The 12,080-nt window shown below is 69.7% G+C and carries 8 protein-coding genes; 3 read left to right on the forward strand and 5 right to left on the reverse strand.

What is annotated here, in order from left to right:
• Positions 1 to 123: 123 nt before the first annotated feature.
• From ACG00X_RS21755 to ACG00X_RS21775, 5 genes are all read right to left on the reverse strand, one after another.
• Positions 124 to 873, reverse strand: coding sequence for a polysaccharide deacetylase family protein (locus ACG00X_RS21755; protein ID WP_394491493.1), 750 nt, complete (start codon positions 871 to 873; stop codon positions 124 to 126).
• Between the two features lie 2 nt (positions 874 to 875).
• Entirely contained in the window at positions 876 to 2,192 is a 1,317-nt protein-coding gene (locus ACG00X_RS21760) for an MFS transporter (protein WP_394491495.1), read from the reverse strand.
• 29 nt (positions 2,193 to 2,221) lie between these two features.
• Positions 2,222 to 3,919: a glycoside hydrolase family 9 protein gene (locus tag ACG00X_RS21765; protein ID WP_394491497.1), complete on the reverse strand. Its 1,698-nt coding sequence runs from the start codon at positions 3,917 to 3,919 to the stop codon at positions 2,222 to 2,224.
• Positions 3,919 to 6,204 (reverse strand): alpha-xylosidase, encoded by a 2,286-nt coding sequence (yicI, locus tag ACG00X_RS21770; RefSeq protein ID WP_394491499.1) that lies wholly within the window; start codon positions 6,202 to 6,204, stop codon positions 3,919 to 3,921. The genes ACG00X_RS21765 and yicI overlap by 1 nt, the downstream gene beginning before the upstream one ends.
• A gap of 91 nt (positions 6,205 to 6,295) precedes the next feature.
• Positions 6,296 to 7,810 (reverse strand): tryptophan halogenase family protein, encoded by a 1,515-nt coding sequence (locus tag ACG00X_RS21775; protein WP_394491501.1) that lies wholly within the window; start codon positions 7,808 to 7,810, stop codon positions 6,296 to 6,298.
• A 174-nt stretch (positions 7,811 to 7,984) separates the two neighbouring features.
• Here ACG00X_RS21775 and ACG00X_RS21780 point away from each other — a divergent pair, with 174 nt between their 5' ends.
• The 3 genes from ACG00X_RS21780 to xylA are packed head-to-tail and all read left to right on the forward strand — an operon-like array spanning position 7,985 to position 12,006.
• Entirely contained in the window at positions 7,985 to 9,211 is a 1,227-nt protein-coding gene (locus ACG00X_RS21780; RefSeq protein ID WP_394491503.1) for an ROK family protein, read from the forward strand.
• Positions 9,211 to 10,674, forward strand: coding sequence for a xylulokinase (gene xylB / locus ACG00X_RS21785; RefSeq protein WP_394491505.1), 1,464 nt, complete (start codon positions 9,211 to 9,213; stop codon positions 10,672 to 10,674). The genes ACG00X_RS21780 and xylB overlap by 1 nt, the downstream gene beginning before the upstream one ends.
• A 15-nt stretch (positions 10,675 to 10,689) precedes the next feature.
• Positions 10,690 to 12,006, forward strand: coding sequence for a xylose isomerase (xylA, locus tag ACG00X_RS21790; RefSeq protein ID WP_394491507.1), 1,317 nt, complete (start codon positions 10,690 to 10,692; stop codon positions 12,004 to 12,006).
• The last annotated feature ends 74 nt before the right edge of the window (positions 12,007 to 12,080 follow it).

Genomic DNA, 12,080 nt, shown 5'->3' on the forward strand with positions numbered 1-12,080 from the left:
TTCCGCACCTCGGGCAACAGCGGCTGTATCCGCGACCACAGTGCTGCGCTGACTTCCTTCTTGACTGCCATCTTCCTCAGCGGTTCTTGAACTGAGGCAGATGATAAGTTTCGTTAGCGGCTCTTAGTCCCACCGCAGATGCACCGCCTTGTAGCCCTTCGCCTTCAACGTCTGCAGCAAAAACGGCAGCGCCCTCGCCGTCTGATCCTGTGCGTCGTGCAGCAGGATGATTCCGCCGCCCGTCTTGGCCAGTTGGCCTAACAGCTTGTCGGCCAGCATCTGCGGCGTCTGGTCGGGCAGCCAGTCCTCGGCGCCGGCGTCCACGGACATCACCGTCAGGCCACGCGCCTTCAGCGCTGCCAGCAGGGCGGGCGACTCGGCCAGAAAGGGGAAGCGGTAGGCAGCGGGCTCGCGGCCCAGCGCGGCCGTGTAGGCAGCCCGCATCGCGTCGAGATCGGCCAGTTGCGCGGCGGCGGGCATCTCGCTGAAGTTGTCGTGCCGATAGCCATGCATGCCCACGCTGTGGCCGGCATCGCGCACCGCCCGCGCCAACTCGGCATGGCGGCTCATGGGCTCGCCGTTCATGAAGAAGGTGGCCTTCACGCACTGCTCGGCCAGCGCCTTCAGCACCAGCGGCGTGGACTCGGGCCGCGGGCCGTCGTCGAAGGTCAGCACCACCTCGCCGGGCGCCAGGCCTGGCAGCGGTGCATGCTGGGCCGTGCCCCAGGCGGCTGCCTCGCGCTTGAGCGTCAGCGTGCGGGACGTGCCCAGCGCGTCGGCGCCGCAGGCGGGGCTGGCGGCCACATCGGCAACGGCCCCTGCCGCGAACGTGGAGGTGGCGCCGGCCATCAGCAGTGCGAGCAGCGGTTTCATCGTCAATGCCCTCCGGCCGGCACGGCCTGGCCGTCCAGTTCACGCACCTCGTCGTGATCGTGCGGGAACGGCGCCAGCCACGCGAGGATGACCGGCGGGATCGAGAAGATCAGCACCCAGCCGAAGAAGCTGACGTAGTGATGGTCCACCGCGTTCCACAGCAGGCCACTCACGCTGCCGGTGGCCCATTTGGTGAGCGCCATGACGCCGGTGGCCATCGCGTAGTGGGCCATGCGGAAGGGCCCGGGCGCGATCTGCTGCATCATGTAGAGCATGTGGCCCACCGAGCCCATGCCGAAGCCGAACTTCTCGATGGAGACGATGACGGCGATGGTGACGGTGTCCGTCGGCATCGTCTGCGCGAGATAGAAGTAGGTCAGGTGCGGGATGTTGAGCACCAGCGCCAGCGTGAAGAAGCTGCGTGGCAGCGTGCGCTTCGCGACCAGGAAGCCGCCCAGGAAGGCGCCGGCAATGAAGGTCAGCGTGCCGACCGTGCCGTTGATGTGGCCCAGCGCCTCGTTGTCCATGCCCAGGCCGCCCGCTGCGGCGCCGTCCAGCAGGAACAGCGGGCCGAACTTCTCAATGAAGCCCTCGCCGAAACGGTAGAAGAAGATGACGGCCAGCATCATCCAGATCTGCGGCTTGCGGAAGAAGGTGCCCCAGGCCTCGCGCGTGGCCGTGAGGCCGCCACTCAAGCCCTGGCCCTGCAGCGTCGATGGCGAGCCCGGCGGCAGCACCCGCACATGCCACAGCCCGAAGGCGGCCATGGTGCCGGCCGCCAGCAGCACGACGACGACCCAGCACTGCACCCACGCCAGCCCCATGTGGTTGTGCAGGTAGCCCGTCAGCGACACGAACAGGCCCGACGCGACGACGGCGCCCATGTTCCAGCACATGCCCTGCAGGCCGGCGTAACGCGCCTGGTCGGTCTTGGAGACGGTGGTCATGAACACGCCGTCGGCGCAGGTGTCCTGCGTGGCGGACGCGAAGCCGACGATCCAGAAGAAGGCCAGCGACAGCTTGAAGAAGTCCGCCATCGGCAGGCACAGCGCCACGAGCCCCAGCGCGGCGGCCATCGTGAACTCCATGCTGATGACCCAGAAGCGCTTGCTGCGCCAGGCCTCCAGCAGCGGCGCCCACAGCGGCTTGAGCACCCAGGGCAGGTACATCTGCGAGGTGTAGAGAGCGATGTCCTCGTTGGCGACGCCGAGGTTCTTGTAGATGATGGCCGCGACGACGCCCACCATCACGTTGGGCAGGCCCATGGCCAGGTAGAGCGTGGGCACCCAGCTCAGCGGGTGGCGGGAGGTCGAGGACATGCGGTCTCCGTTGTTTTTGTTTTTTGCGGTCAGCGCGGCGTCAAGGCTTGCAGCGCTGCCGACACGTAGACGAGCGGCGCATTCCAGTTGATGGCCACCTCGTTGCTCGCGTAGCTGCAGACGTGGTCCAGATAGGACAGCGCCGGCAGGCTCGACGCGTAGGGCACCGGGCAGTCCTTCTGGTCTTGCTGGCCGGCGTTCGGCCCGCCGACGAGGAAGCCCGGCACGGGCGCGTCGACCCCATCGGCCTCGGACGGCCGGTGATGCGGGTGCAGCGGCGGCTTGGCGCCGAAGCCCGTCACCATGGACTGGCCCAGCGGGTTGCGGCCCAGCACGTGGTCGAACAGCGCCTGCGCGGCGGCCAGCGTGTCGGGCTGGGGCTGCAGGCGGTAGGCCTGGATCAGCACCAGCGCGCGGTTCAGCACGCCGGAGCTGCTGCCCCAGTCGTAGTCCTGCGCGCGCATGCCGACGCGATAGGCCGAGCCCCGCCACGCCGTGGTCAGCTCGCCCGCCAGCGACTGCAGGCGCGACTTGACGATGGCCGCATCCGCCGCCGGCAGCTGCGCGCGGCGCTGCGCCAGCGTGACCCAGGCCAGGCCCTTCACGTCGCCCCAGTTCGGCACGCTGATCGCCAGCTTCGCCAGATCGGGCCGGTAGCGTGCGTCGCGCGTGGCGACCCACAGCTCGGCGCCGGCCCAGGCGAATTCGTCATCGAGCTGGCTGTCGTCGTAGCCACCGGTGTGGACGTCGGCGGGCTGCTTGTAGATGTCCTTGGGGTGGGCCTGCGCCCAGTCCCAGGCGCGGCGCGACGCGGCCAGCATGCGGGCCGACAGGCCCGGGCGCTGCTTTTCAAACGCCGCGAACACGCGGCTGGCCTGGGCCATGACGGCAGCGAAGTCCAGCGTGGCGGCCGTGCTCTTCTGCACGACGTAGCGCTCGGCCCGGGCATCGGCCGGCATGACGATGCCATCGAAGCCCTTGTTCGTGAGCTTGTGATAGACCCCGCCATCGGCCGGGTCCTGCATCGCCAGCATCCACTCCAGGTTCCACAGCGCCTCGTTCAGCAGGTCGGGCAGACCATTGCCGCTCTCGGGGATGCCGAGCTTCTGCGCCTTGAACACCGCCGGGAAATGCTCCCACGCGGCCAGCAGCGTGTAGACGGTGATGCCGGAGTTGACGATGTACTTGTTGTAGTCGCCCGCGTCGTACCAGCCCTTGGGCGCGCTGATGACCGTGCCTTCCGGCCGGCTGGCGCTGGCGGCGGAGGCATGCACCAGCACATGGTCGTCGGCATGGCCGGCGGGCCGCGCCCAGCGGCCGGCGTGCGCGGCCAGCAGCGGCGTGCTGGCGCGGTTGAAGTAGTAGGCCTTGATGGCCGCGGCGTTGACGGCCGCATAGGCGTCGGCCGCCACGGCAAAGGCCGGCGAGTCGGGCAGGCCCTCCACCTGCAGGCGGTAGTGGCCCGGCGCCTTCAGCGCCGAGAAGTCGGCCAAGCGCACGTCCTGCGCGGCCGGCTCCCAGCGCGCGGCGGCGCCGAGGCTGCCGCGCAGCACCGTGCGGCCGGTGGCCGCATCGACGACGGCGAACGCCGTCGCGCCCGCTGCCTCGGCGGCGGGCACGGCCGCCACCTTGGTGGCGCCGGGCAGGTAGCCGATCTGGTTGACGGCGATGCCGTCGGCATGGGCGGCGCCCGCCGCCAACGCCATCGAAAGCAGCAGGCGCCTCATCATGCGACCGCCCAGTTCAGCGTGGCACCTTCGGTGACCACCGGGCTGCGCCGGCCGTCGACGTCCAGGCCCCAGTCGCGCAGCGCACCTTCGCTCACCTGAGCCGTGTACTGCGCACCGCGACGGCTGACCGTGCCGCGCGCGGCCACGCTGCCGTCCATGCCCACGACCGTGAAGGCCGCGCTCGCACCGTCGGCCAGCTCGAACACGCGCAGCACCGTGCCGCGGCTGTAGTCGTAGTCCGGGCGTTCGGTCTCGGCACCCCAGGCGATGACGCTGCCCGGCGCTGCGTACAGCGGCATGCTCAAGTAGCCATGCGTCTCGCGGTGCCAGCTGCCGCCCGCCTTCTTCTCGCCAGACAGCAGGTGCGTCCACAGGCCCGCCCCCGCCAGCGCCGGCAGATAGAAGTCCACCTCGCCGCTGTCCGTGAACACGGGCGCGACGAGCAGGCTCTCGCCCAGGTGGTATTGCCGGTCCAGCGTCGTGCAGGCCGGGTCGTGGGGGTGCTCCAGCAGCATCGCGCGCATCAGCGGCACGCCGGTCTGCGTCGCCTCATGCGCCTTGGCATAGAGGTAGGGCATGAGCTGGTGCTTGAGCCGCGTGAAGACGCGCAGCACGTCGCAGCTCTCTTCGTCCACGAGCCAGGGCACGCGGTAGAAGCTGCTGCCGTGCAGGCGGCTGTGCGAGGACATCAGGCCAAACTGGATCCAGCGCTTGTAGACGGCCGGCGGGGGGTTGCCCTCGAAGCCGCCGATGTCGTGGCTCCAGAACGCGAAGCCGCAGCTCGTGAGCGACAGGCCGCCGCGCAGGCTTTCGGCCATGGACTCGAACGTGCTCCAGCAGTCGCCACCCCAGTGCACCGGGAAGCGCTGGCCCGACGCGTAGGTGGAGCGTGCGAAGACGATGGCGTCATCGCCCTGCACTTCCTGCAGCAGCTCGAAGACCGCCTCGTTGTATTGCAGCGCGTAGAGGTTGTGCATCTCGACGGGGTCGGAGCCGTCGAAGTAGGTCACGCCCTCGCTCGGGATGCGCTCGCCGAAGTCCGTCTTGAAGCAGTCGGCGCCGGTGGCCAGCAGACGGCGCAGATGGCCCTGGTACCAGGCCTTGGCGGCGGGGTTCGTGAAGTCCACGATGGCCATGCCGGGCTGCCACTGGTCGGTCTGGAAGGTCAGGCCGTTCGTGCGCTTGATGAAGTAGCCGTGCTTCACGCCCTCCGCGAACAGCGGCGACTTCTGCGCCACGTAGGGGTTGATCCAGAGGCTGATCTTCAGGCCCTTGGCGTGCAGGCGCTTGAGCATCGCCTCGGGCTCGGGGAAGCCGCGGCGGTCCCATTCGAAGTCGCACCACTGGAACTCGCGCATCCAGAAGCAGTCGAAGTGGAAGACCGACAGCGGCAGCTCGCGGCGCTTCATCTCGTCGATGAAGTGCGTGGCGGTGGCCTCGTCGTACTGCGTCGTGAACGAGGTCGTCAGCCACAGGCCGAAGCTCCAGGCCGGCGGCAGCGGGGCGCGGCCCGTCAGCGCGGTCAGCCGGGACACGACTTCCTTGGGGGTGGGGCCGGCGATGACGCAGTAGTCCAGGCTCTCGCCTTCGCGGCTGAACTGCACGCGCGCCACCTTCTCCGAGCCGACCTCGAACGACACCGGGCCGGCCTCGTTGACCAGCACGCCGTAGCCGCGGTTGGTCAGGTAGAACGGCACGCTCTTGTAGACCTGCTCGCAGGCCGTGCCGCCGTCCTTGTTGGTGTTCTCGACGACCTGGCCGTTCTTCACGAAAGGCGTGAAGCGCTCGCCCAGGCCGTAGACGTTCTCGCCCACGCCCAGCGTGAGCTGCTCGTGGACGTGGTTGCCCTTGGTGCCCCACTGGATGTAGCCGAGGCCGCGCCAGTCGCTCTTGGTGAGCACGCGCTCACCCTCGCGGAAGGTGAGGCTCCAGCCCTCGCCCTTTTTCACATCCACCGACAGCGCGCCGGAGGTGAGCGTGGCATGGGTCTCGCCGTCGACGATCCGCACGGCCGGCTTGCCGGCGCCGACCATCGGGATGTGCAGGCGGGGCGCCTGCGATGCGGTGTAGTGCTCGACGCTGACGCGGATCACGCCTTCGAGCGGCGAGCTCAGCGTGACTGTCAGCGTGGGGCCTTGCAGCGTGTCGCCGCGGTGCTTGATGGGGCGGGTCGTGGCGAGCACGACGAGGCGGTCTTCGTGGACTTCGATGGCATAGGCCTCGGCCGCGTAATGCGCAGCGACGCCTGGCTGCAGCATCCACTGTCCGTCAGTGAACTTCATGGGTTGTGGTTCCTGGTTGTCTCCAAAAGGCCGGCGGGGTGCCGGCCGCTTCATCTCTTCTGTGGGTAAGTCGCCAAACTCCTCAAGCTGGTCACGCCTTCACATGGCGAGCGATGTAGTCGTCGTGGCTGGGCATGCCGGCCACGGTCTGGTGGATGGCCTGGCGCACGCGGGCGAAGTGCTGCACCAGGGCGCCGCCGTCGATGGCATCGACGAGCGGGTCGTAGGCCTCGGGCCGCAGCCCCAGGCCGAAATAGAGCGACACCCACGACGGCTCGGAAAAACCGTCGCGGTCGAGGATGGCCACGCGGCCCGTCGCGCGAAACAGCTCGATCTGGTGGGCCAGCGTGTCGGGGATGGGCATGGCCGCGCAGTAACGCCACAGCTCGCTGTCGCGCCGCTCGGTGAGCTTGTAATGCAGCGCGATGAAGTCGCGCGTGGACTCGTACTGCTGCGCCATCAGGCGGTTGAACTCGGCAGCCAGCTGCGGCTTGCAATGGCGGTCCGGCAGGAACTGGATCAGCCGCCCGACGGCGTCCATGATGAGCTGGATGCTGGTGGACTCCAGCGGCTCGAGGAAGCCGCTGGACAGGCCGATGGCCACGACGTTCTTCACCCAGCCCGCCTTGCGCCGCCCGGTCGTGAAACGCAGCTGGCGCGGCGTGTCCAGCGCGCGGCTGTCCAGGCCCCCAAGCAGCGTGTCGGCTGCCGCGTCGTCGCTGATGAAGCTGCTGCAGTAGACGTGGCCGTTGCCGGTGCGGTGCTGCAGCGGGATGCGCCACTGCCAGCCCGCCGCCTTGGCGGTGGACCGCGTGAAGGGCGTCAGCGGCGCCACACGTTCGCTCGGCACGGCCAGCGCGCTGTTGCAGGGCAGCAGCGCGCTCCAGTCCTCGAAGGGCGACGCCATCGCCTCGCCGATCAGCAGCGCGCGAAAGCCCGAGCAATCGATGAACAGGTCGCCCTCGATGCGGCGGCCGTCCTGGAGCTTCACGGCGGCGACGAAACCGTCCTGCGGCCGCAGCTCGACATCGACGATCAGGCCCTCGACCCGCTGGGCGCCGCGCGCCACCGCGTAGTCGCGCAGGTAGGCCGCATACAGGCCGGCATCGAAGTGGTAGGCGAACGCGAACGCATTGGCCGCCGACGGCGTGTCGCCCTCGGGCTTGGCGAAGCGGTTGGCCCGTGCCATGACGGTCGCGACCGACCAGTCCTCATACGGCGGCAGGTCATCCACCGTGCGTTGCAGGCGCAGCCAGTGCTGCCAGGCCGAGCGATTCTCGATCGCCGGGCCGAAATCGCCGAAGCCGTGGAAGAAGCGATGCCCCACCCGACCCCAGTCGCAGAACTCGATGCCCAGCTTGAAGCTGCCCTGCGTGCGGCGAACGAACTCCGCCGCATCGATGCCCAGCGACCGGTTGTAGGCCCGGATCGGCGGCAGCGTGGCCTCACCGACGCCGATGGTGCCGATGTCCGGCGACTCGACCAGCACCACCTCCGGCCGCGCAGCCCCCGCCCCCGCGAACAGCTGCGCGAGCGGAGCAGCCGTCATCCAGCCAGCGGTACCGCCGCCGACGATGACGATCTTGCGAAGGGACTGGTCTGACATCGGGATTTGGCGTGCACGACACCGCCGAACCGGCAAGGTCCTGGGCGGTGAGCGGCGCGATCTTCGTTGCGCGGACGCCAAACACGCTAGGGGCTTTCACCCAATTTACTTTGTGCGACGATCGAACTAATATGCACCAAAACCCACCCAAGGGCAAGAACCAGGAGACAAAGTTTGCAGGCCGAAGGCGCTGGTAGCCAGCAGCTGCTCAAGATCATCAACCGCATGGCCCTGGTGAGGCACCTTTGTGCCAACCCGGGCCTGTCGCGTGCCGACCTGGCGGGCGCCGTGGGCCTGACCAAATCGACCGTCAGCCTGCTGGTGCGGGAGCTGATCGGCGAGGGCTGGCTGATCGAGCGCGAGGTGGTCGCCACCGGTGACCTGGGCCGCCGCCCGACGCCGCTGTTCATCGACCCCGACCGCCTGCTGCTGCTGGGCGCGGAGGTGGGCATCGAGTCCGTGCGCGTCGTCGCCACGTCACTGACGGGCGAGGTGCTCGCCAGCACGGTCGCCAGCTACGGTGACAGCCGCACCGTCGATACCTGCATCGCCTGCCTGGCCGCCGCGCTGCTGAAGGTGCGCCGGCAGCTCGCCCCCGCCCAGCAGATCCTGGGCCTGGGTGTGGGCCTGCCCGGCGGCGTCAACGAGGCCCGCGGCGTGCTGCACTTCGCGCCCAACCTGGGCTGGCGCGACATCCCCTTCGGCGCCCTGCTGGGCGAGAAGCTGCACGACACGCCGCTGGACGGCGTGCCGCTGTTCCTGCAGAACGAAGCCGACGTGGCCGCGCTGGGCGAGCTGGAGTTCAACCCCTCCCCCGCCTCCGACCCGCTGCTGTATGTCTCCATCAACCAGGGCCTGGGCGCCGGCGTCATCGTCGGCGACCGGCTGCTGACCGGCAGCCGCGGTTTCGCCGGTGAAGTGGGCCACATGGTGCTGCAGCTCGACGGCCCGCGCTGCTCCTGCGGCCGCCGCGGCTGCGCCGAGGCCTTGATCGCGACGCGCGCCATGCTGGGCAGCGGCGACGACGCGACCGCGCTGCGCTCGCTGGCCGCCGTGCGCGCCCACCTGGTCGACAAAGACCCCGAGACGCTGAAGGCCGTCAACTCCGCCGGCCGCAACCTGGGCGTGCTGCTGCAGAACCTGGCGACCGCCTACGACCCCGGCTGCATCGTGCTGGGCGGCAGCGTCGTCGAGCTGGGCCAGCCCTTCCTGCAGCCGGCGCTGGACACGCTCAACGACTACGCCGCCGCCGCCAGCCTGCCCCCGCCCACCGTGCGCACCTCGCGCTTCGGCGCCAATGCCGTCGCCGTGGGTGCCGCCGCGCTGGCCCGTTACCGACTCACCCGCCCCGCGTTGCCACTGGCCGACACGGGCATCACCCCGACCGAGGAACTCGTCTGATGTACCTGGGCATCGATCTCGGCACGTCCGAAGTCAAACTGCTGCTGCTCGACGGCACGGGCCGCATCGTCGGCACCGCCGGCAGCCCCCTGACACTCTCAACGCCCGAGCCGCTGTGGTCCGAGCAGCAGCCCGCCGACTGGTGGGCCGCCACGCAGGCCGCCGTTGCGCAGCTGCGTGCCGCCCACCCGGCCGAGTTCGCTGCCGTGCGCGGCATCGGCCTGTCGGGCCAGATGCACGGCGCCGTGCTGCTCGATGGCGCCGACACCGTGCTGCGCCCCGCCATCCTGTGGAACGACGGCCGCTGCCACGCCGAATGCGCCGAGCTGGAGGCCGCTGCGCCCGCCCTGCACGCCATCGCCGGCAACCTGGCGATGCCCGGCTTCACCGCCCCGAAGCTGCTGTGGGTGAAGAAGCACGAGCCCGCCGTCTTCGCGCAGGTGAAGAGCGTGCTGCTGCCCAAGGACTGGCTGCGCCTGCAGCTGACCGGCGAGAAGGTGTCCGACCCCTCCGATGCCGCCGGCACGCTGTGGCTGGATGTGGCGCGCCGCGACTGGTCCGACGAGCTGCTGGCCGCCACCGGCCTCACGCGCGCCCACATGCCGCGCCTGGTGGAAGCCAGCGAGCCCAGCGGCACGCTCAAGCCCGAACTCGCCGAGGCCTGGGGCCTGGGTGCAAACGTGGTCGTCGCCGGCGGTGCCGGTGACAACGCCGCCAGCGCCATCGGCATCGGCGCCACGCAGCCCGGCGACGGCTTCATCTCGCTGGGCACCTCCGGCGTGCTGTTCGTCGTCAACGACCGTTACCGCCCCAACCCCGCGTCGGCCGTGCACGCCTTCTGCCACGCCCTGCCCGCCCGCTGGCACCAGATGAGCGTCATGCTGTCGGCGGCCAGCTGCCTGCGCTGGTTCTGCCAGCTGGTGGGCCAGACCGAAAGCACGCTGCTGGCCGAGCTGGCGCCCGCCGACGAGGCCATCAGCGACCGCGCGCCGATCTTCCTGCCCTACCTGGCCGGCGAGCGCACACCGCACAACGACCCCTTCGCGCCCGGCGTCTTCCATGGCCTGAAAAGCCAGACCGGCCGCGCCGACTGCACCTATGCCGTGCTCGAAGGCGTCGCCTTCGGCCTGGCCGACGGCCTGAGCGCGCTGCGCGCCGCAGGCACCGAGGTGCGCCAGCTGTCGCTCGTCGGCGGCGGCTCGCGCAGCCCGTACTGGGCGCAGCTGATCGCCGACACGCTGAACGTCGAGATCGTGCTGCACACCGGCAGCGAGGCCGGTGGCGCACTGGGCGCCGCCCGCCTGGGCTGGCTGGCCTGCCTGGGCCCGGACGCCGCCGTCGAGACCGTCTGCGCCCGCCCGCCCATCGCGGCCCGCTTCACGCCTGATTCCCAACGCCATGCCCGCCTGGCTCCCCGCCTGGCGCGCTTCCGTGACCTGTATCGCCGCCTGCGCGGTGCCTGACCCCCGAGTGCCTTCATGACGAGCTACTTCAACCACATCGCCCCGATCCGATTCGAGGGTGCCGACAGCAACAACGAGCTGGCCTTCAAGCATTACGACAAGGACCGCATCGTCCTGGGCAAGCGCATGGAAGACCACCTGCGCTTCGCCGCCTGCTATTGGCACAACTTCGTCTGGAACGGCCTGGACCCGTTCGGCGGCGCCACCTTCGAGCGCCCCTGGTTCCAGGGCGGCAGCCCGATGGAGCTGGCCAAGCTGAAGGCCGACGCCGCGTTCGAGTTCTTCAGCAAGCTCGGCGTGCCCTATTACTGCTTCCATGACCGCGACGTCGCCCCCGAAGGCGCCACGCCGCGCGAGAGCCACGAGAACTTCCAGCGCCTCGTCGACGTGCTGGGCGAGAAGCAACAGGCCACCGGCGTGAAGCTGCTGTGGGGCACGGCCAACCTGTTCAGCCACCGCCGCTTCATGTCGGGCGCGTCCACCAACCCCGACCCCGAAATCTTCAAGCTCGCCGCACTGCAGGTGCGCGACGCGATGGACGCCACGCTCAAGCTCGGCGGCGAGAACTACGTGCTGTGGGGCGGCCGCGAAGGCTACGAAACGCTGCTGAACACCCGCCTGGGCCAGGAGCTGGACCAGCTGGGCCGCTTCCTGACCATGGTGGTCGAGTACAAGCACAAGATCGGCTTCAAGGGCACCATCCTCATCGAGCCCAAGCCGCGCGAACCGTCCAAGCACCAGTACGACTTCGACACCGCCACCGTCTACGGCTTCCTCAAGCGCTACGGCCTGGAGAACGAGGTCAAGGTCAACATCGAGGCCAACCACGCCACGCTGTCGGGCCACAGCTTCGAGCACGAGATCGCCACCGCCGGCGCCCTGGGCATCCTCGGCAGCCTGGACATGAACCGCGGCGACCCGCAGCTGGGCTGGGACACCGACCAGTTCCCCAACAACGTGCCCGAGACCGCCATGGCGCTCTACCACGTGCTGCAGGCCGGTGGCCTGGGCTCCGGCGGCCTGAACTTCGACGCCAAGGTGCGCCGCCAGTCCATCGACGCGGCCGACCTGTTCATCGGCCACATCGGCGGCATGGACGTCTGCGCGCAAGCCCTGCTGGTGGCCGAGAAGATGATCAACGACGGCCGCCTCAAGGGCGCCGTCGACCGCCGCTACGCCGGCTGGGACGCCGCAGAAGGCCAGGCCATCCTGCAAGGCCAGCGCACGCTGGGCCAGCTCGCCGACGACGTGCTGGCGCGCAACGCCGACGTGGCGCCGGTCTCCGGCCGCCAGGAAGCGCTGGAGAACCTCTTCAACCGCTTCTGCGCCTGACGCAACCCCGCCCCTCGCCCGGCACCACCGGGCGAGGGGCGACGTTGATCCCCCTGAAGACGCGGCCCGCCCGC

It is taken from the genome of Pelomonas nitida, from assembly GCF_043555975.1.
In the GTDB taxonomy this organism is placed as follows: Bacteria; Pseudomonadota; Gammaproteobacteria; order Burkholderiales; family Burkholderiaceae_C; genus Pelomonas; species Pelomonas nitida.

Coding starts and splice junctions, on each gene's coding strand:
- ACG00X_RS21760 (WP_394491495.1), bottom strand. CDS start 2,192: ATGTCCTCGACCTCCCGCCACCCGCTGAGCTGGGTGCCCACGCTCTAC.
- ACG00X_RS21765 (WP_394491497.1), bottom strand. CDS start 3,919: ATGAGGCGCCTGCTGCTTTCGATGGCGTTGGCGGCGGGCGCCGCCCAT.
- xylA (WP_394491507.1), top strand. CDS start 10,690: ATGACGAGCTACTTCAACCACATCGCCCCGATCCGATTCGAGGGTGCC.
- yicI (WP_394491499.1), bottom strand. CDS start 6,204: ATGAAGTTCACTGACGGACAGTGGATGCTGCAGCCAGGCGTCGCTGCG.
- xylB (WP_394491505.1), top strand. CDS start 9,211: ATGTACCTGGGCATCGATCTCGGCACGTCCGAAGTCAAACTGCTGCTG.
- ACG00X_RS21775 (WP_394491501.1), bottom strand. CDS start 7,810: ATGTCAGACCAGTCCCTTCGCAAGATCGTCATCGTCGGCGGCGGTACC.
- ACG00X_RS21755 (WP_394491493.1), bottom strand. CDS start 873: ATGAAACCGCTGCTCGCACTGCTGATGGCCGGCGCCACCTCCACGTTC.